Here is a 19,962-nt window from a genome sequence, read left to right as displayed (position 1 = left end):
AAACATATTTTTAGTATTTACTAAAAATAAAAAAATATTACCAGAAAACAAAATTTCCAGTAATATTTTAATGATAAATGTGTTAATAACACAAAGCTATCTAGAGTCCCTCAAACTTTTAAAGATACCTAAATTAAGGAATATAAAAAAGAGAAATGATTGGCTCCATAAACTCAGCTTTAGCATATGGAGCCAATCATCCCTCTTTTATTTTTACTCTTTGTTTTATTATAGTGTTGATATTGTTTATATAATAGTGAACTGGCATTGAAATTTGCTTTGTAGAACTCTTAAGTGAAAATCAAAATTTTATATTTTGTTTTTGAACTTACTCAGCGAATGTACATGAGTCGAGTTTCCTTAAATATTAGTCCTATTAATTGCTTGTCACAATCTTTGATTGGGAACATGCATTAATAGGACTAATATTCATTTTAGAGTTCTTAAAGTAAATTTCATCGTCTATGAGCTTTATATAACAATATCAACACGGTTTTTAAACAAAGCCATTTTGTATTATTATATTTTTATTCTATCCAAGTATGGTTTTTGCAATTTCTACTGATTCTTTTGCATCTTTTGCATAGTAATCAGCACCTATCTTCATAGCATAATCTTCTGTAAGTACTGCACCACCCACAAAAACTTTTCCTTTGTATCCATCTTCTTTTAAGGCTTTTATAGTTTCTTCCATACTTTTTAAAGTTGTTGTCATTAATGCACTTAATCCAACTAAAGATACAGAATGCTTATTAGCTTCTTTAACTACTGCTTCAATTGGCACATCTTTTCCTAAATCTATAATTTCATATCCATAATTTTCAAGAATCACCTTTACTATATTCTTTCCTATATCATGAATATCACCTTTTACAGTTGCTAAAACTATTTTTCCTTTTGATATTGTTTGTGAATTATTTTTAGATATTTGTTTCTTTAACACATCAAATGCATTTTTTACAGTTTCAGCTGCTTGAATTAATTGTGGTAGAAAAATTTCCCCTTTTTCATACTTTTCTCCAACTTCATCTAATGCAGGAATCAAATATTCATTTACTATTTCAAGTTCTTTTTTTTCCTTTAAAAGCTTTAAGGTAGCATCCTTTGCTTCTTCTCTTAACCCTTTAATAACAATATACTTTAAACCATTTTGTTCATCAGTATTAATATTATTAATTTTGTTTTGATTACCGGAAGTTACATTTATTGTTACTCCTGCATAGTTTTTAATATAAATTTCTGCATCCTTATCATAATTATATAAAACATTATAAGAATCAATTACTCTGATCATTCCATTTGCATTTGGATTCATTATTGGTAAATCTAATCCATTTGCTAAAGCTAGTGCTAAGAAAGTTTCATTTATTAATTCTCTATTCGGAAGCCCAAATGATATATTAGAAACACCTAATACTGTTTTAACTCCTAAATTTTCTTTTACAAGTCTTAATGTTTTTAAGGTTTCTTGAACTTCCTTTTGTTGAGCTGATGCTGTAAGAACTAAACAATCAATATATACATCTTCTTTTTTTATCCCATATTGTATAGCTTTATCTACAATCTTTTTTGCTATTTTATACCTATCTTCTGCAGTATTTGGAATCCCTCTTTCATCTAATGTTAACCCGACTACGCTTGCTCCATATTTTTTAACTAAAGGTAATATCTTATTTAGAACTTTATCTTCTCCATTTACAGAATTTAATATAGGCTTTCCGTTATAATACCTAAGTCCAGCTTCTATAGCCTTATGATCTGAAGAATCTATTTGAAGAGGAATATCCATTATCCCTTGTATTTCCTTAATTACTTTAATCATCATTTCTTCTTCATTAATTTCAGGTAATCCAACATTCACATCAAGTATATGTGCTCCTGCTTCAACCTGTGAAACTGCTTGCTTTAATATATAATCTATATCTTCATTCTTTAATGCTTCTTTAAATAACTTCTTTCCTGTTGGATTTATTCTCTCGCCTATAATTCTAACCCCATCTATTCTAACTACCTTTGATGGAGTGCAAATTGCAGCATAAGGTTTATTTTTAGTTTTTATTATAGATTTATTCTTTACCCTTTTACATACTTCTTCTATGTAATCTGGTGTAGTTCCACAACATCCTCCAACTATTCTAACGCCTAAATCAACAAATTCTACTAATGCTGTAGCAAATTCTTCTTTTGTTATATCATAAGTAGTTTTATCTCCTATTGATAATGTTGGTAATCCTGCATTAGGTTGTACCATTATAGGAAGATTTGTACATTGTGCAATTTCGCTTACAATGCCAACTAATTGTCTTGGACCTACTGAACAATTTACACCAATAGCATCTACACCTAGCCCCTCAAGTACTAATGACATAGCTTCTGGAGAACATCCAGTAAATGTTCTTCTATTTTCTTCAAAAGTCATTGTACAAAATACAGGCAAATCTGAATTTTCTTTTACTGCAAGTACTGCTGCTTTCATTTCATATAAATCAGTCATGGTTTCAATTAGTATTACATCTGCTCCCGATTTAGCACCTTGCAGTACCTGACGTTTAAATATTTCATATGCATAATCAAAACTCAAGGTTCCCATAGGTTCTAAAAGTTCTCCTATAGGTCCAATGTCTAATGCTATATAAACTGGCTTTTCTCCTCTTGCTTTTTTAGCAATCTTTATTGCACTATCTATCGTTTCTTCTACTTCTAAATTACAAAGTTTAAGTTTTAACTCATTAGCACCAAATGTATTAGTTGTAATTACATTTGCACCACTATCTATATATTCTTTATGAATTTCTTCTATTATTTCTGGTTTTTCTATGTTTAAAAGTTCTGGATTTTCTCCTAGTTTTAATCCTTTCTTTTGTAACATAGTTCCCATTGCCCCATCAAATACTAATATATTCTCTTCAATATACTCTTTAAGCCCCACATGTCTCGCCCTCTCTTCTGAATTTGCAATTGCTATAATTACTACATTCACTACAACTTTTCTTTTTAACTTTAACTTCTTTATTTACAATTCCTATAATCGCTGTTACAGATTTCCTAGGAAATAATAAATCGTGAGAAGATACTGTAAGCCCTATCTTTTTTTGTGCATCTAATGCTCTTAGAAAATTATTTTGTATATCTAAAGGTAAATCTCCATATCCAGGACTATACCTAAAAGTTATACCCTTATCTTTTAAATTAGCTTCTTTTCTTATTATATCTTCAACATAGTCACATACTTCTTCTACTGCTGTTGTTGCACAAGCATCTAAGATTAGTGCCTTTGTCAAATTGGTTTTTTCATATAATCTAGTCTTTTTTTCTATTTCATTTCCTAAGGTTACTGCCATTAGAACACACTCTTTTGAATTTTTTAAGTGCTCTTTTATATCATTTCCAATTAAAAAAAGACTGGTTCCTTCAACTTCTACTCCACTTTCTAATAATTTAATATTATTGTAATTATATACAAATCGTGGAGTAATTAAGGTTTTAATTTCTTCTCTACACTCATTTAACATAACTCTTATTGACTCATCTACTACTTGCCCTTTATGTCCTAAATATCTTAATACTTCTTGTTCATTTATATCAAGTAAAATTTCTTGCATATATCTATTTTTCATAAATATCTAAAGAAAATCCTTTTTTCAACGCATTTTTTGTATATTCCTTTGCTCCAAATAATGATAAGTCTCTATAATTACCACATTGGATTTCATTTGCTGCTGGCATTTCACTAGCATCTAAGATTATATTTAATGATTTTTCTAAAGCTTCTTTTATTTCTTTAGCTTCTCTTTCTCCCCATACTGAAAGATAAAAACCAGTTCTGCATCCCATTGGTGATAAATCTATTACTCCATCTATATGATTTCTAAGTTCATGTGCCAAAAGATGTTCTAATCCATGCATCGCAGCTGTTCCAAATGCTTCATAATTAGGTTGTAAAAATCTCAAGTCAAATTTAGTAACCTTGTCTCCTTTGGGTCCATCAAGCACACAACATCTTCTAACATAAGGTGCTTTAACCTTAGTGTGATCTAATTCAAAACTTTCTACATTTTTATTTTCCATATTTATAATACCTCCACATATACTTATTAGAATGTTTTAATTGATAATGTACAATTTACAATTATTAATAAAACTTCTAATGAGTTTTATTATCTAATTGTTTATTGCTTACTCATTCTTAATTTCAAACATATCTGTTGTTATAATTTTATATATATAAAAAAAGCCTAAAAGTATTTCTTTTAGGCCTAATTACCGTATAAAACACCTTATCTATCAGTTCTTCTACTGCAGGATTTAGCACCACATATATGATAATATATTGGTTGCTGGGTTTCAACGGGCCAGTCCCTCCACCTCTCTTGATAAGTCAATATTTTTAATTAATTATATCTTAATATATATAATTTGTAAAGTTCTATAATAATAAGACACATGAAAGGAAATAATAGACCAAATATGCGTCGTATGTTTGGTACAATGGCAATGAGGCAAGTTCAGTTAATAACGGGCTATTAGCTGAATTTGCCGACGTGAGTAGATACGTAAGAGTCCAAAAATGAGAGTCCAAATTTTATATTTAGTTGCTCAAACTTTCTCTGTGAGCATTTTACATTTGATTTCTCGAACTTAGTTAACAACCAAAGTGCGTTAACCTCATTGAAAAATGATTTTGTGTAAATCACTTACTCAGCGAGTGTATACGAGTCGAGCTTCCTTATGACTCAAAATAGACAAGCATACTAGTCTATTATTTTTTTGAATGTGCCTAAATATTTAATTGCTATTTTTATTATATTTTAGTAAGTAAAAGTATTATTGAAAAGGCACTAAAAATTAAACTTATTATCATTATATAATTAACAACTTGTTTAGGTGTAAATCCCTTTTCTTCTAATCTAAAATGTATTTGACTTCTATCAGCTTGATAAACAGGCTTTCCTTCAGAAAACCTCTTAAATATTACAAATAAATTATCAAAAATAGGTACTGCTAAAGCTAATATTGGAATAAATAAACTCAGTACAGTAGCTTGTTTAAATGCACCGTCTAGTGCCGTGATACTTAGTATAAATCCTAATAGATTAGCTCCTGAATCCCCCATAAATACTTTTGCTGGATATCTATTGTAATACAAAAATCCTAATATTGCTCCAACCAACATTATAGATGTTAGCGCAGATATATTTTGCTTTAAAATTATTGCTGCTGCAAAAAATGTTATTGCTGAAATAAGTGAAATTCCACCTGCTAAACCATCCATACCATCAGACCAATTTATTACAGTAGTAACTCCAAAAATCCATGTTATTGTTAAAAAAAACTGTATTGTTTTGCTAAGTACTACAAATTCTCCTGTAAATGGGTTCGTAAATCCCATAAATCCTATTCCTGCATTAAAAACAAGAATTGCTGCTAATAATTGAACAACCAATCTTGGAAATATAGGAAACTCTTTTAATCTAGTTTTATAATAATCATCTATAAGTCCTATTAATAGGATAAGCGTTGCTGATATAAACACCACAATTTGTTGTTGGTGTTGTTGTGGATTCTCACTTTTTATGAATAAAAAATAGGAAACAAAAAAGCCTATGTATATTACAACTCCTCCACATAATGGAGTTTCTTTTTTGTGCTGTTTCCTCTTCGTAGGTTTGTCTGTAAATTGTAATTTGATAGCTAGTTTCATCACTACTGGCATAACAAATGCTGCCAATAAGAGTGATACTCCCATCGCTAATATATATTGCATATTTTTCTCTACTCCTTAGTTATATAAAACTATTACTTTGCTTTAAATGAAGTTTATTACAAAAACTTCTGCTTAAACTGAAATATTAGTCAAAATTATTCATGCTTAATTATACTATTAAAGGAACTCAATAGCAATTACAAAATTGTTAAGCTTATTGAACAAGCTTAAAAGTTATTGCGTAACAAATCAAAAGAAAAAATATATGCTTAGTTTTCAAGAATTTTAAATTTAGTGTGAAAAACAAAAAGAACTAGGACAATATTGTTTATTAGATTATATTTTTATTTTATAATTGTTATAGCATAATTATTTTAAACATTGATCTAAAACATAGTCATGTTTTATGACAATCATATCATTAATTTTGAATATTGGTAATTAAGTAACATATTTTTTCAATTTAGAAATTATCATCAAACAGAGAAAAAAGGCAAATTATTGTGGAATGTTACTTCAGAGAATTTTCTTGGACTGTTTCTTCATTATAAGTTGTCCTAAAATTACTTGTCCAAATTTTATATTTGAAACATGTAGTTTTAGGACTTCTTATAATGTTAGAAACATCCAAGAAAATTCTCAGTAACATGAACAATAATTTGCCTTTTTTCGGTTTTTGTGCACTCCCCTTAAAGTAGTGCACAATTTTTCAAACTAGCCTCTTTGTTCAATCATGCTCTTAACTTTCATTAATCTAGTTATAGCAGATCTTTCATTTTCATCAAGCTTCATTCTAATATACTTTATTGTCTCTTGAAGTTGAGGAATTGTCATATATTCAAGAGCATTAACTCTTCTTCTAGTCTTTTCAATTTCGTCTGCCATAAGCTGACATGACTTCTCTACTTCTGCAAGTTCTAACAACTTTGGAAGTATTCCATAAAGCTTAGTAAGCGTATCATCAAGTTCTGAAGAAGTGTTTGCAAATCCATAAGGGTATATACTTCCTTCATCTCCTTCAAGTTCTCTCTTGAAGTTCATTACAGGAACAGATACACTCATAATGTTTTTTTCTCCTACTTCAACTGAAATATGCTCTTTAGGATAAACTATAGCTTCTTCTAAGAATTCTGAGCTCATTACAGCTCTTGCCATAACAAAATCTCTTAAAGAACCTTGTAGTTGTTCTTCAACTTCTTTTCTTAAGTTATTATTATATTTAACAAGGTTAATGAATTGTCTCATTAATTCATCTTGTTTATCTTTTAAAAGCTTATGACTTCTTGTTGAAGTTGATAATCTTTTCTTAAGTTTAGAGAGCTCCATTCTAGTAGGATTGACATTTAGCTTTGCCATAGACTACTCTTCCTCTCTTGGCATGTATTTCTCAAGGTATTCGTCTCTGATTCTCTTAAGCTCTGTTCTTGGAAGCATCTTTAATAGCTTCCAACCTAAGTTTAGAGTTTCTTCAATTGTTCTATTTGTATTAAAGCCTTGTGATACATATTCATCTTCAAAAGCTTCTGCAAACTTAGCAAGCTTTTTATCAGTATCTGATAAAGCAGATTCGCCTAAGATTGCTGATAATTCTTTGGCTTGCTTACCTTGAGCATATGCTGCAAATAATTGGTTCATAGTATCTGCATGATCTTCCCTAGTCTTTCCTTTACCAATACCCTTATCTTTAAGTCTTGAAAGTGATGGTAATACATCAATAGGTGGCATTATACCTTTTTTATATAATTCTCTTGATAGTATAATTTGACCTTCTGTAATATATCCAGTTAAGTCTGGAATTGGATGAGTCTTATCATCTTCAGGCATTGTAAGTATAGGAATTTGAGTTATAGAACCCTCTTTACCTTTTAATCTTCCTGCTCTTTCATATAATGTTGAAAGGTCAGTATAAAGATAACCTGGATATCCTCTTCTACCTGGAACTTCTTTTCTAGCTGCTGATATTTCTCTTAATGCTTCTGCATAGTTTGTAATATCAGTCATAATAACAAGAACTTGCATTCCTTTTTCATAAGCTAGGTATTCAGCTGTAGTTAATGCCATTCTTGGAGTAGCTATTCTTTCAATAGCTGGGTCTGATGCAAGATTCATAAATAGAACTGATCTATCTATAGCTCCAGTTGCTTTAAATTCATCAACGAAGAACTGAGCTTCTTCGAAAGTGATACCTATAGCTGCAAATACAATAGCAAACTTAGAATCTGAATTAAGAACCTTCGCTTGTCTTGCAATTTGTGCTGCTAGTTGTGCATGAGGAAGTCCTGATGCTGAGAACACTGGTAATTTTTGTCCTCTAACTAGTGTATTAAGTCCATCAATAGCTGAGATACCTGTTTGAATGAATTCTGATGGGAAATCTCTAGCAACTGGATTAATAGCTTCACCATTTATATCTAATCTTTTTTCTGGTATTATATCTGGACCTTTGTCATTTGCTCTGCCCATACCATCAAAGACTCTACCTAACATATCTTCTGATACACCTATTTCAAGAGGTCTACCCAAGAATTTAGCTTTAGTTCCTTTTAAGTTTATACCAGTAGATCCTTCGAAGATTTGAACCATAGCTTTTGATCCATTAACTTCTAGAACCTTACCTCTTCTTTTCTCTCCAGTTTGAAGTTCTATTTCAACTAGTTCGTCATATTTAACGCCTTCAACACCTTCAACGACCATCAAAGGGCCAACAACTTCAGTAACTGTTCTGTATTCTTTAAGCATTTGCTACCCCTCCTTTGCTGATTAATTTACTAATTTCAGCTTTTAGGTCAACATTTATTTGATCAATTTTTTCTAATTCATCTTCATGTATATACTTACTTCTTGCAATTCTATCCTTTAAGTCTTCAAGAGCTAGAATTTCACTTAAGTAAACCCCTGCTTCTAATGCTTTTTGAGCTTCTCTCTTATATTCAATTATAAGTTTTAACATCTTATATTGCTTTTTAAGTGAAGTATAAGTATCAATTTCATGGAAACCATTTTGTTGAAGATAATCTTCTCTAATTGACTTAGCAACATCAAGTTTTAATCTATCTTTTTCTGAAAGTGCATCCACACCAACAAGTCTTACAATTTCTTGTAAACTAGATTCTTCTTGAAGTAAAGTCATAGCTTCTAATCTTAATACTGACCAATCCTCTGCAATATTTTCATTCATCCAAGCATCAACACTATCTGCATATAATGAATATGAGTTTAACCAGTGAATAGCTGGGAAATGTCTTTGATAAGCAAGCTGAGCATCTAGTCCCCAGAACACTTTAACAATTCTAAGTGTTGATTGTGTAACTGGTTCTGAAATATCTCCTCCTGGAGGTGATACTGCACCAATTGCTGTTATTGCTCCTTGTCTTCCATCTTTACCTAAACATACAACCTTACCAGCTCTTTCATAATAATCAGCAAGTCTTGATCCAAGGTAAGCTGGGTAACCTTCATCACCAGGCATTTCCTCAAGTCTACCAGACATTTCTCTTAAAGCTTCTGCCCATCTTGAAGTTGAATCAGCCATAATTGATACTGAGTATCCCATATCTCTAAAGTACTCTGCAATTGTAATACCAGTGTATATTGAAGCTTCTCTAGCTGCAACTGGCATATTTGATGTATTGGCAATAAGTACTGTTCTCTTCATTATGCTTTCTCCAGTTTTAGGATCTTTAAGTTCTGGAAATTCATTTAGAACGTCAGTCATTTCATTACCACGTTCCCCACAGCCAACATAAACAACTATTTCAGCATCTCCCCATTTAGCTATTTGATGTTGAACTACTGTCTTACCAGCTCCGAATGGACCTGGTACTGCAGCTGCTCCACCTTTAGCAACTGGGAAAAATGTATCTATAACTCTTTGTCCTGTAAGCATTGGTTCTATTGGATTAAGTTTTGATGCATATGGTCTTCCTTTTCTTACTGGCCATTTTTGCATTAAAGTAACTTCTTTATCACCTTTAGCCGTTTCAATTATACAAACTGTTTCAGCAACTGTGAATTCTCCTGCTTTAATATCTTTAATTGTACCTTCTACTCCAAAAGGCACCATTATCTTTTGCTCAACAACTGTTGTTTCTTGAACTGTTCCTATTACATCCCCTTGTGCTACAATGTCTCCAACTTTAGCAACTGGCTTAAATTCCCATTTTTTAGTTCTATTTAATGATGGAACTGATACACCTTTTGTTAAAAAGCTAGACTTCGCAGCCTCCATAAATGCATCTAATGGTCTTTGAATTCCATCAAACATTGATTCTATAAGTCCTGGTCCAAGTTCAACACTTAGTGGTTCTCCAGTTGTAACAACTGGATCTCCAGGTCCTATACCTGATGTTTCTTCATATACTTGGATTGATGCCTTATCGCCTCTCATTTCAATGATTTCTCCAATAAGTCCACTTTGTCCAACCTTACAAACGTCATATATATTAGCTTCATCCATACCTTCAGCAACTACTAAAGGTCCTGAAACTTTAATTATCTTTCCGGTCTTCACCTTACCAACCTTCCTTCCTATAAAATATTAACGCCTACAGCTTTTTCTACGTTATCGCTGATTCTTTGCATACCTATATTTAATGTTCCTTGATTGCTCGGAATTAATATTACAGCAGGAAGTACTTCTCTAGTATATCTTTCAATTGTTTCTTCTATACCTTGAGCAACTTGTTCAGTTACAAAGATAACTGCGTAATTATTCATAGCTAATCTATCAACAGTTTTTCTGGCCTCATCCATTTCAACTACTGGAAAAACATCTATGCCTAAAGCTTTAAAAGCTAAAACTGAATCTTTATCTCCAACTACTCCTATTTTCTTATACATAGATATCACGCAGCCTTTCCCTTACTACTTCCGCAGAGATATTATTGAGTTTGCCAACCATTATAATTCTTATAATTTTAATTTCTGTTTCTTTAGCATAAACATAAGCTAATACAGGTTCCACACCAAAAGGTATTATCTTAGCGTCCTTCATCATATTCATAATAAAGTTATCAACTAACTTTTCTAATAAACTTACTGAGCCTGTCTTAGTGTAATATTCTATACCACTCTTAATAAACTCAGCATAATCTGTATAAGAAAGTTTAGTAGATATATTTTCAACTGCATCATTTAACAGTGCTAATAACCTATCTTTATCTAAAGAACCTCCTTCAATAATAACTGAAGCAAAGAATTCTCTGCCTTTGTTTTGCTTTTTTACTCTTAAAAGAGTTTTTAAATTTGTAGAGTCAATAATTGCTGCTACATATTTATCAACAAAGCCATCTTTTATTTCATTCTTAATTTGTATTAATGCTTTAAACATATATTTATCTAATATAATATCAATGATTTGAGGATCTTTAGTAGTTTCAAAGTTATTAATTGCTTCTTCTGTTGCTTCTCTCATAAGCGGAGATAAATCTTGTATGTCATTATTTTCTATTAAATACTTTAATTTTGAAACTTCAATTGTTCCAACATGTATCAATAAATAAGATAAATCTTGTTTAAGAAACATACCTTTTAAAATTACTTTTATATTTTGATAATCATATTTAATACTCATTAAGTCAATAAGAGACTTTACTGGGGTTATATCATACATTACGTGAAATAATCTCTTCAATTCTTCACTTAATATTATTTCATAATCCTCTGCTCTCTTAACATTTGTCATAACATTGGCATACTCTGTTTCTTGAAGCACTTTTAGAGCTTCATTTGCAGAGTTAGAATCAATCATTCTATCTATTTTTGCTTTATCAAGGAGTTTTGTCTCGTATACTCTAATTCTTGGTATAACTTGAATAAATTTCATTCCATCCATTAGTTAACCTCCTTAACTAAACAACACTCTTGCAACTTCAAGACTCAATTCGTCTCTTAATGAATTAACTAAAGCCTCAAAAGTATTATTTATTTCTATGCCATCCTTCTCTAATATAAATCCACCTTTAAAATTTGCAATTTCTTTACTTAGAGTTAACTTACCTTTTGATCCAAGTTCTTTATTTATTTCACATACAAAAGTTTCATCAACTATTTTTATGCCTTCTGCATTTAATATTAATTTTTCATCTCCTGAAATATCAATATTTAATATTGTTGATTTAACAAATGCTTTAAAATCATCATTTGATATATTACAAAGTTCCTCAACACTTGTTTCAAAAACTTCACTTATTATAACTTGTTTTGATGTTAATTTTTCATTTCTTGCTTGTAATTGTGCACTTGAAATGATTCTTTCTTGTCTTGAGACAGCTTCTCTTTCAGCCTTTTCTATAATGATTTTTTCTTCTGAAGAGGCTTCTTCTTGCTTTTTAGCAAGTATGTTTTTCTTCTTATCTTCAGCTTCTGATAATATTATTACTTTTTTATCTTCTGCATCTTTTGTAATCTTAGAAGTTAAATTATTTATGTTAGACATTCTATCACATCCTAATCCTAGAATACTTTTGTTACTAATAAGAATGATACAACGAATCCTAATAATGCATAAGTTTCAACCATCGCTGCAAGAATCATACCTTTAGTATTATGTTCTGGTTTTTTAGCTAATATTTGAATACCTGCTGCGGCTGCCTTACCTTGAGCTATACCTGACCATAAACCTGCAATAGCTATTGGTAAACATGCTAAGAAAAGATATATTCCTTGTGCTAATGTTGTATTAGGAGTTAATTTAAGTAATACAACTAATCCAATAACAAATCCATAAAGACCTTGTGTACCTGGTAATAATTGAAGAATCAACGCTTTACCAAACTTTTCTGGTTGTTCTGATAATAATCCAGCTGCTGCTTCACCAACGATTCCAACACCCTTTGCTGATCCTATTCCTGACATTCCTACTGCTAATGCAACACCTAGTGCTCCGAAGATAAATCCTCCATTATTTTCTAAAAAAAACTTAATCCAACTCATATCCATTTTTAATTGTCCTCCTACTCTCTTTTTAAATTAATATATTCATTTTGTGTTTTAAATGGCTCAAAAGCTCTGCCTTCACCATCATAGAACTTTGAAAAATATTCTACATAAGTTAATCTTAACGTATGAACGTATCCACTTAATAAAGATAATAATAAGTTCACAGTTTGACCTAATACAAATATTAATGGTGCTGCAATAAAGAATCCTATACCTGGTATCATCTTCATAATCATATTTATTGCCCCTGCAATAGATGCACCTGATAATCCTATTGCCATAAGTCTTGTATAAGATACTAAGTCACCTATATAACTTGTAATACCATACAATTCATATAAACCTTGAGCAAGCTTTCCACCTTTTGATTTCATAGTTCTTCCTTGAGTTAAAACTATAACTATCATACCAAAAATCATAGCACCAATTGCTATTTTCTTTGCACCATCTGGTAATCCTAACATTCCACTCAATCCAAAAACTCCAATAGAAACCAAGGTAATTACCCATGAACCAACATCATAAAATGCGTCTAATATCTTTCCTGCTTTTATTAACATATATGCCTTTATACCCAATCCAAAGAAAATTTGAATTACGCCAAACACAATTGATATTACAAGTATTGTCATAACGTCTGCATTTGTGTCAATCAATCCTTTAAACTTGATCACATCTCCAAAGATTGATCCATAAGCTAGTCCGAACATAATTGTTGGGAAACTCAAGTACATGAAAAATTTAGTCATTTTCTTTTGTCCTTCATTTAAGTTAAAGAACTTCAATGCTCCAAGTGTTGCTAGTAGCATTACTAACCCATATCCAGCATCTGCAACCATCATTCCAAAGAATACTAAATAAAATGGTGTAAGTAGTGGTGTTGGGTCTATATCATTATACTTAGGCAAACTATACATTTCTGTAACAGATTCAAAAGAAGTATTCAAGTCATTATTCTTTAATTTAATAGGAACATCATCTATTTCTTCTTCTTTTACCTCTTCAAAATTCAAGTAATAATCCTCACCTAATACTTCTTGTGCTATTTGAATAAACCTATCATTCTTTTCAGTAGGTACCCATCCTTGAAATAGGGTTGTCTTATCTGTTTTTAAAAAATTATTACTAATAGCTTTTCTATTTACTAAATTGTAATAATATTCGCAAGCTAACTTCAAACTATCTTGATCTTCTTCATATCCTGCTAATTCTTCTTTTACCAAGAATTTTTCAGATTCAATAATAGAAATTCTTTCATTGTAGTCTTGAATTAACTTTAAAGGGAGTACTTTTTCATCTGTTTTAAATGGACTAAATCCAAACCCTCTTAGTACCTCTTCCACTTCTTCTTTTTTATCTCCATGAGCTAAAAGAAAGAAATAAGTATCTTGATTATCCTTTGATATAATTTCTAAGTAACAATCATTTAAATCATTTTTCAAAGCGTCTTCATATTGATTAGCAATGCTACCTAAAAACTGTGCAGTCATTTTTAGTTCATTTAAAGATCCTAAAGGAGCATTAAAATTCTCATAAGGCTTCAAACTTTGAACATTTCCTTGTAACTTTGTCTTTTCATTATCCAACATAGCTAACTTGTTTTCTTGTTGTTTAACTTTGTCATAAATGCTTTCCCAATTGTTATTTAGAACTTCTTCTTCAAGTTCTTTAATTGTTAAAGAAAGTTTCTCTGCACGCAAAGACTTTATTAATGATTGTTTAGGCACATAGTCCTTTAAGAACTGTAGGGCAAATTTAGCTTTTGATAATTGCTCTTGCCACCTTGATATTTCAGAATCAATCTCATCTTTATCTAATTCTTTAAGAACTTCATTTTTTTCTTGAATATTCTCATCTTGTAGATTAATGAATTCAACTTCTGAAAAAGCTTGTAATTTTTCAAGAAGTTCATCTTTTTTTGATTCAAAGGATAACAAGGTGAATTTATTCATCTTAACTATTGCCATGAATCTTCACTATCCTCTCAACCACTAGTTTAACAGCATTATTCTTTTTTTCTTTAGACATATTTAATATATCTTCAGATTCTCGCTTGCCTTTACTTAATATAGGCTCTGCTTTTTTATTAGCTACTTTAACAGCATCATCAATAAGTTTATTTGTCTTTTCTTTTGCTAAAGCTAAAGTATCATAATATTGCTTTTCTGCATCTTTTATTGCCTTTTGAACTATTTCTTTAGCTTCGATAGTAGCCTTATTAACAACTTCATCTGCTTTAGCTTCTGATTTTTTAATTTCTTCAATTGCTTCTAATGCCAAAATATCACCACCTTTTATTACCCTTAGATATAAAAAATTATATATATTAATACTTTATATAGTATTAATTACTTTGTCCCTTGTTTTATTATACACTGTTTTTACATATTTTCAAGAATTTTAACTTAATAAATACTAAAAATGGTTAATTCTCATAAAAGTAGTTCATTTATAAGCGTTATATTTATATTATGTAAATAATATCTATTTAGCTATGTTTTACACTTATATATTCTCCAGAATTGTTAAACAAATAATAACTGTCCTTTTTTAAAATTTCTTCATATAAAACATATGTTTCAATATCAATTGAGAACTTCTCTAAATAGTACTCTTTAAATGAATATTTATCTCTTAGATTATCTTTTAAAATTTTCTCTTCTTCTTTTGTAATTCCAGTTCTTAAAAATTCTGGCAAACCACGTTTTTTATTAAATATTAAATAATTAAACTTTAATATTTCAATTAAGATGCTATTATCATCTTTTAGTATTTCATTATTAAAATCTAAAAAAACTTTATAATATTCTACATTTCCTATATTTTTATTAAAATACCCTTTTTGATCAAAAAATTCTCCTAATGAATAGTAGAAATCAAATGGTGTTTTAAACTTTCTTTCAAAATATGCAATTATGTTATTAAATTTTCTGGAGTTATAATATTTATCAACCATTTCCTCCACTTTCTTTAGCTTTATTATTTCATCATAACTAATACTATCTGTTCTTAATATTTCATATGGGGGATATGGAGAAAACTTCATTCCATATTTCTCTGCTTCTTCTCTCATTGAAGAACCTTTTAACAGCTTCAAAAATCCAAGTTGTATTTCTTCAGGTTTAATCTTATAGACATCATTAAAAGAATTAACAAAAGAATTGTAGTCTTCTTCTGGTAATCCTGCAATTAAATCTAAATGTTGTTTTATGTTCTTTATTGACATTAATTCTTCAACTTTTTCTTTTATGTCACTAAAATTAACGAATCTATTTATATTTCTTAAGATTTCATCATTTGTAGTTTGAACACCAACTTCAAATTGAAATCTTCCTTCTGGCGCCTTAGCTAAAAGTTTTATTTCTTCATCCTTTAATATATCAGCTGATATTTCAAAATGAAACTGTGTTTTTATATTTTGATTTATTAAAAATTCCCAAATCGCCATAGAAAATTTATGATTACAGTTAAACGTACGATCAACAAATTTAACTAATCTAACTTCTTTATCTATAAAATATTTTAACTCCTTTAACACTCTATTGATATCTAAAAATCTAACTCCATGACTCGTAGATGAAAGGCAGTACTTACAGTTGAATGGACATCCTCTTGATGCCTCATAATAAACGATCTTATTACTTAAATCTTCATTGTCTTCATACGGAAATGAAATTTCATCCATTGACATAAGAGGTCTTTTTTCATTAGAATAAACTGTATTTTTATCTTTATAATGCAGTCCTCTAACTTCAGCTAACTTCATTAAACCTAGTTTAAAAGAAACAAAATCTCTATATGTCTTTTCACCTTCTCCTTCAATAACATATTCTCCTACATTATTTTCAAGAAATTTTGATGAATCAAATGAAACTTCAGGTCCACCATATAATATTTCTATATTCTCATCTACACTTTTAATTAAATTAGATATTCTTGAAACCATCTCTACATTCCATATATAAACTGAAAAAGCCACAACACCTGGCTTCTCTTTAATGATTTCTTCTAAAATCTTCTCTTCCCTATCATTTATAGAAAACTCTCTTACTATAGGTTCATAATCCATATCCTTAGTAAAATTTCTTAAATATCTAACTGCTAAATTACTATGAATGAATTTAGAGTTAATTGCTGTAAGTAATATTCTCATTTGTATTTTTCTCCTCTGCTTCCTCAATTATTTAAATTTAAAAGAAAATATTTATGCATATGAAATAAAATAACAGACCAACGATGTGTCGTATATTTTGTGTCAGACAAGGAGTCAAGTTCAATTAATAACGAGCTATTAGTTGGATTTAATGACGCAGTATGATGCAAAATAGACAAGCATACTGGTCTATTATTTTTTGAATGTGCCTTAAGTCATATGAAATAAAATACACTAGCTTACTCACTTGTTATTTTTTTGAATATGCCTAAATAATATTCTTATATTTTTGCTCACTATTCTATCTTAATTGCCATATCTATTTTCTTAGCTCTTATGAAAAATATATCTTCCCAAAGCTTAACTTCCTCTATATTAAAATATTTTGAAATTATTTTCTTAACTTCTTCTATACTAGAGCTTATAACTGGATTTAAATTTTTAAATGTAAACTCCTTTATTCTGTTGTTAGGTAATATAACCTTTATCTTATTATTAAATACTTTTCCCCTGTCTTTATTAATATCCCAAATAAATATTTCCCCATTCTCTTTAACATAAGAGCTTACTTCTTTAATCAATTTTTCTTTTTCTATACTACTCCAAAATCTATTTAGATTAAAGAAAAAAGTGCATGCATCATATTCACTACTTTTTAATTCACTTTTATTTTCACTAAATATATAATCTAATGATAACTCATCTTCTATTTCTTTTGAAATACTATATATAACTCCAAAATTTTCTTGACCAACATCTAATATGTCACCCTTTAAATCAATGTCCTCTAAATTAATAACCAATGTCTTCCCCATATATTCTCCCCCCATATTTTCTCTATCTATATAGTTTATCATTATTATACATATTATTAAATATGAAACTTAATTCTGAAAAATCAAGATAATTCAAAATTAAGTTTTATCTTAAATAATTACACCTAAAATTTATTCTTATACTACAAATATTATATCCAACTTATTAGTTTTACTATCTCTATCAGACTGTTCCTCTGCTGGATTTTTTTAAATTATGTTGCATTAATATTACTAACCTTCAGTAATCTAGTTTTTAAACTTTACTTCATTAAAAATCGGTAAATAAAAACAAATCATAATTTTTAACATCATTCAATTTATATACTTTATGCGTGAAAAACAATAAAAATAGAGATGCTGAATTAATAACATCTCTATTTTTATTGTTTTAAATTTATTCTATGACAAATAAGTTTACTATGCACTGCGTAAATTTTATTCATATCACACTGTTTACTTTAAGGCACATTCAAAAAATTAACAGACCAGTATGCTTGTAAACAAATCACGTTTACCTGCCTCTAAATTTTGAACTTTTGTACCATTTCATTAAGCCCCTGAGCAATTTCTGATTGACTTTGTGCCGTTAAAGCCACTTGTTCTATGGCTTTTGTAGTTTCATCCATGCTTTCTTTTATTGTTTGTGCTTCTTCACTTGATTTTTGTGATGACTGTGCCATACTTTGAACCGCTTCACTTACTTGTCCAACCGTAGTTGTAATTTCCTCAGACATAGCAGCAATTTCCTCAGACATTTTACTTACAAAATCCGAATCATTATAATAATGATCACCTGATTCTCCATAAGCATCAAATTGTGCATTTACATCTGTATTAATAAAATTTAGTATATCACTACCTGTATCAATACTACTTTTAAATGCCTGCTGAACTTTCACAATAGTTTCTTGAATACTTGTTACTGCTTGCGAAGATTGTTCTGCAAGCGTTCTTACTTCGTCTGCCACTACCGCAAAGCCTTTGCCTTGTTCTCCTGCTCTCGCTGCTTCTATTGCAGCATTTAATGCAAGTAAATTTGTTTGCTCTGATATACTTCCGATGGTATCTGCCATAACTCTTATACTATCTACTACTTTTCCATCTTCAATTACTTTCAACATCTTATCTTGTTTTTCAGCAGATATTTTTCGAGTTTCCTTTAAAGCTTTTTGACTATTATTTTGAACTTCTGTAGCTCTTTCTTTAGACTGATTTGAATTATAGCTTCCTTCCATCGCTTTTGAAGATAATACATTAATACTTGCGTCTACCTCTTGAACAGATGCACTTACTTGTTCTGATGTCGCACTTGATTCTTGAATACCTGAAGCAATAGTATCTACTGCTTCATCAATAGTTACGGCTTTAGAAGATAATTCTTGAACAGTTGCTGATAATTCCTCTGATGATGCACTTAAATCCTGTGAATTTTCCATAATTGTCTTAATCAAGTTGTTTACATTCCCCTGTGCTGTATTTAAAGCAGTACCTGTTTGTCCAAATTCATCTCCTCTTGTAATAGTCATTGGAACTGAAAAGTCATATAAAGCTAATCTTTCTGCTAAGTTTTTTATCTTAATTAACGGCTTACTTATATCTTTTGACATTAACAAACCAAGTAAAATTGCAATTACGAGTCCTGCCAATGTTAATATAATCATAAGTATATTTGAACTGCTATACAATAATTGAATATTTGAATTTACATTTTTTGCATCATCAAGATTTGCCTTAACAAGTTTGTCACTGCTTTCAAACATTGTGTCCCTTACTTTTGACATTTCTAAATATTGCTTTTCTGCTTCAGCATAATTATTGTAGTCTACAAGTTTAATAACATTTTCTCTTAAAGTTCTATACTGTTCTAATTGACTTTTAAATACTGTATAACCTTGTTTTTCTGCATCACTCTTAGAACTTTTCTCATAGGTTGCACTGTATTTATCATTTTCATCTTTATTTGCTTGAATATCTTTTTCTAAATCAGATCTTTTAGAAGAATCTCTCACATACACGAGTTGTAATATATCACTTTTAACTTGTGTTAAATTTTGTGTCATATCAGTTAACATATATACATTCTGCATATTATTACTATACATATTTTCTGACTTTGTAGCCACATTTTTTAAGGATATTGTTCCAACTAAACCTACTACAACAATTAATGTTGCTATAATTAAAAATGCTGAAATTAATTTAGTTTTTACTTTTATGTTTTTTAATAAATCCATTATAATTCCTCCTTGATATTTTATTATTTAACTTTGGCTTATTAATAGTTTTTCTATTTCTCTTTCTAAAAATAGTTTTCTAAAATAATATCATTAAATTATACTACAGTACAA

16 protein-coding genes and 1 riboswitch are annotated in these 19,962 nt (G+C 29.7%); all 16 genes read right to left on the bottom strand.

Features of this window, described 5'->3' with window-relative positions; translation table 11 throughout:
- Window positions 1–532: 532 nt before the first annotated feature.
- The 16 genes from BM027_RS08195 to BM027_RS08120 all read right to left on the bottom strand — a co-directional run bounded on the left by BM027_RS08195 (window position 533) and on the right by BM027_RS08120 (window position 19,848).
- Window positions 533–2,929 carry a homocysteine S-methyltransferase family protein gene (locus BM027_RS08195; RefSeq protein ID WP_090090703.1) on the bottom strand — a complete coding sequence of 799 codons (2,397 nt, stop codon included), beginning with the start codon at window positions 2,927–2,929 and terminating at the stop codon, window positions 533–535.
- Window positions 2,919–3,602 (bottom strand): vitamin B12 dependent-methionine synthase activation domain-containing protein, encoded by a 684-nt coding sequence (locus tag BM027_RS08190; protein ID WP_090090715.1) that lies wholly within the window; start codon window positions 3,600–3,602, stop codon window positions 2,919–2,921. Before BM027_RS08190 ends, BM027_RS08195 begins: the two co-directional genes overlap by 11 nt.
- Window positions 3,603–3,606: 4 nt before the next feature.
- Window positions 3,607–4,068 (bottom strand): S-ribosylhomocysteine lyase, encoded by a 462-nt coding sequence (locus BM027_RS08185; RefSeq protein WP_090090700.1) that lies wholly within the window; start codon window positions 4,066–4,068, stop codon window positions 3,607–3,609.
- A gap of 206 nt (window positions 4,069–4,274) precedes the next feature.
- Window positions 4,275–4,380, bottom strand: a riboswitch (SAM riboswitch).
- Between the two features lie 421 nt (window positions 4,381–4,801).
- Window positions 4,802–5,764, bottom strand: coding sequence for an MraY family glycosyltransferase (locus tag BM027_RS08180; protein WP_090090698.1), 963 nt, complete (start codon window positions 5,762–5,764; stop codon window positions 4,802–4,804).
- Between the two features lie 654 nt (window positions 5,765–6,418).
- On the bottom strand, window positions 6,419–7,060 hold the full coding sequence (locus BM027_RS08175; RefSeq protein ID WP_090090696.1) for a V-type ATP synthase subunit D: 642 nt from the start codon (window positions 7,058–7,060) through the stop codon (window positions 6,419–6,421).
- A 3-nt stretch (window positions 7,061–7,063) separates the two neighbouring features.
- Window positions 7,064–8,443: a V-type ATP synthase subunit B gene (locus BM027_RS08170; protein ID WP_090090694.1), complete on the bottom strand. Its 1,380-nt coding sequence runs from the start codon at window positions 8,441–8,443 to the stop codon at window positions 7,064–7,066.
- Window positions 8,436–10,214 carry a V-type ATP synthase subunit A gene (locus tag BM027_RS08165; RefSeq protein ID WP_090090692.1) on the bottom strand — a complete coding sequence of 593 codons (1,779 nt, stop codon included), beginning with the start codon at window positions 10,212–10,214 and terminating at the stop codon, window positions 8,436–8,438. The genes BM027_RS08170 and BM027_RS08165 overlap by 8 nt, the downstream gene beginning before the upstream one ends.
- A 17-nt stretch (window positions 10,215–10,231) precedes the next feature.
- Window positions 10,232–10,543: a V-type ATP synthase subunit F gene (locus tag BM027_RS08160; protein WP_090090713.1), complete on the bottom strand. Its 312-nt coding sequence runs from the start codon at window positions 10,541–10,543 to the stop codon at window positions 10,232–10,234.
- Window positions 10,536–11,537 carry a V-type ATP synthase subunit C gene (locus BM027_RS08155; RefSeq protein WP_090090690.1) on the bottom strand — a complete coding sequence of 334 codons (1,002 nt, stop codon included), beginning with the start codon at window positions 11,535–11,537 and terminating at the stop codon, window positions 10,536–10,538. Before BM027_RS08155 ends, BM027_RS08160 begins: the two co-directional genes overlap by 8 nt.
- A gap of 12 nt (window positions 11,538–11,549) precedes the next feature.
- Window positions 11,550–12,140: a V-type ATP synthase subunit E gene (locus tag BM027_RS08150; RefSeq protein ID WP_090090688.1), complete on the bottom strand. Its 591-nt coding sequence runs from the start codon at window positions 12,138–12,140 to the stop codon at window positions 11,550–11,552.
- Window positions 12,141–12,157: 17 nt separating this feature from the next.
- Window positions 12,158–12,643 carry a V-type ATP synthase subunit K gene (locus BM027_RS08145; RefSeq protein ID WP_090090686.1) on the bottom strand — a complete coding sequence of 162 codons (486 nt, stop codon included), beginning with the start codon at window positions 12,641–12,643 and terminating at the stop codon, window positions 12,158–12,160.
- A gap of 14 nt (window positions 12,644–12,657) precedes the next feature.
- A complete protein-coding gene (locus BM027_RS08140) occupies window positions 12,658–14,610 on the bottom strand; it encodes a V-type ATP synthase subunit I (protein ID WP_090090684.1) in 1,953 nt (650 codons plus the stop codon).
- Window positions 14,597–14,923, bottom strand: a complete 327-nt coding sequence (locus BM027_RS08135) for an ATPase (protein WP_090090681.1) — start codon at window positions 14,921–14,923, stop codon at window positions 14,597–14,599. Before BM027_RS08135 ends, BM027_RS08140 begins: the two co-directional genes overlap by 14 nt.
- A gap of 208 nt (window positions 14,924–15,131) precedes the next feature.
- A complete protein-coding gene (locus BM027_RS08130) occupies window positions 15,132–16,796 on the bottom strand; it encodes a B12-binding domain-containing radical SAM protein (RefSeq protein WP_090090679.1) in 1,665 nt (554 codons plus the stop codon).
- A gap of 296 nt (window positions 16,797–17,092) precedes the next feature.
- Window positions 17,093–17,611 carry a hypothetical protein gene (locus BM027_RS08125; protein WP_090090677.1) on the bottom strand — a complete coding sequence of 173 codons (519 nt, stop codon included), beginning with the start codon at window positions 17,609–17,611 and terminating at the stop codon, window positions 17,093–17,095.
- Window positions 17,612–18,135: 524 nt separating this feature from the next.
- Entirely contained in the window at window positions 18,136–19,848 is a 1,713-nt protein-coding gene (locus BM027_RS08120; protein WP_090090675.1) for a methyl-accepting chemotaxis protein, read from the bottom strand.
- Between the last annotated feature and the right edge of the window lie 114 nt (window positions 19,849–19,962).

This window comes from Clostridium uliginosum (genome assembly GCF_900112485.1).
GTDB lineage: Bacteria > Bacillota > Clostridia > Clostridiales > Clostridiaceae > Clostridium > Clostridium uliginosum.
This window is presented reverse-complemented; position numbering and strand designations above follow the sequence as displayed.

What these genes read in the sequence shown, in the direction of transcription:
- BM027_RS08190 (WP_090090715.1), bottom strand. Translation starts at nt 3,602, where the DNA reads ATGCAAGAAATTTTACTTGATATAAATGAACAAGAAGTATTAAGATAT.
- BM027_RS08185 (WP_090090700.1), bottom strand. Translation starts at nt 4,068, where the DNA reads ATGGAAAATAAAAATGTAGAAAGTTTTGAATTAGATCACACTAAGGTT.
- BM027_RS08140 (WP_090090684.1), bottom strand. Translation starts at nt 14,610, where the DNA reads ATGGCAATAGTTAAGATGAATAAATTCACCTTGTTATCCTTTGAATCA.
- BM027_RS08120 (WP_090090675.1), bottom strand. Translation starts at nt 19,848, where the DNA reads ATGGATTTATTAAAAAACATAAAAGTAAAAACTAAATTAATTTCAGCA.
- BM027_RS08180 (WP_090090698.1), bottom strand. Translation starts at nt 5,764, where the DNA reads ATGCAATATATATTAGCGATGGGAGTATCACTCTTATTGGCAGCATTT.
- BM027_RS08150 (WP_090090688.1), bottom strand. Translation starts at nt 12,140, where the DNA reads ATGTCTAACATAAATAATTTAACTTCTAAGATTACAAAAGATGCAGAA.
- BM027_RS08170 (WP_090090694.1), bottom strand. Translation starts at nt 8,443, where the DNA reads ATGCTTAAAGAATACAGAACAGTTACTGAAGTTGTTGGCCCTTTGATG.
- BM027_RS08125 (WP_090090677.1), bottom strand. Translation starts at nt 17,611, where the DNA reads ATGGGGAAGACATTGGTTATTAATTTAGAGGACATTGATTTAAAGGGT.
- BM027_RS08145 (WP_090090686.1), bottom strand. Translation starts at nt 12,643, where the DNA reads ATGGATATGAGTTGGATTAAGTTTTTTTTAGAAAATAATGGAGGATTT.
- BM027_RS08130 (WP_090090679.1), bottom strand. Translation starts at nt 16,796, where the DNA reads ATGAGAATATTACTTACAGCAATTAACTCTAAATTCATTCATAGTAAT.
- BM027_RS08175 (WP_090090696.1), bottom strand. Translation starts at nt 7,060, where the DNA reads ATGGCAAAGCTAAATGTCAATCCTACTAGAATGGAGCTCTCTAAACTT.
- BM027_RS08160 (WP_090090713.1), bottom strand. Translation starts at nt 10,543, where the DNA reads ATGTATAAGAAAATAGGAGTAGTTGGAGATAAAGATTCAGTTTTAGCT.
- BM027_RS08155 (WP_090090690.1), bottom strand. Translation starts at nt 11,537, where the DNA reads ATGGATGGAATGAAATTTATTCAAGTTATACCAAGAATTAGAGTATAC.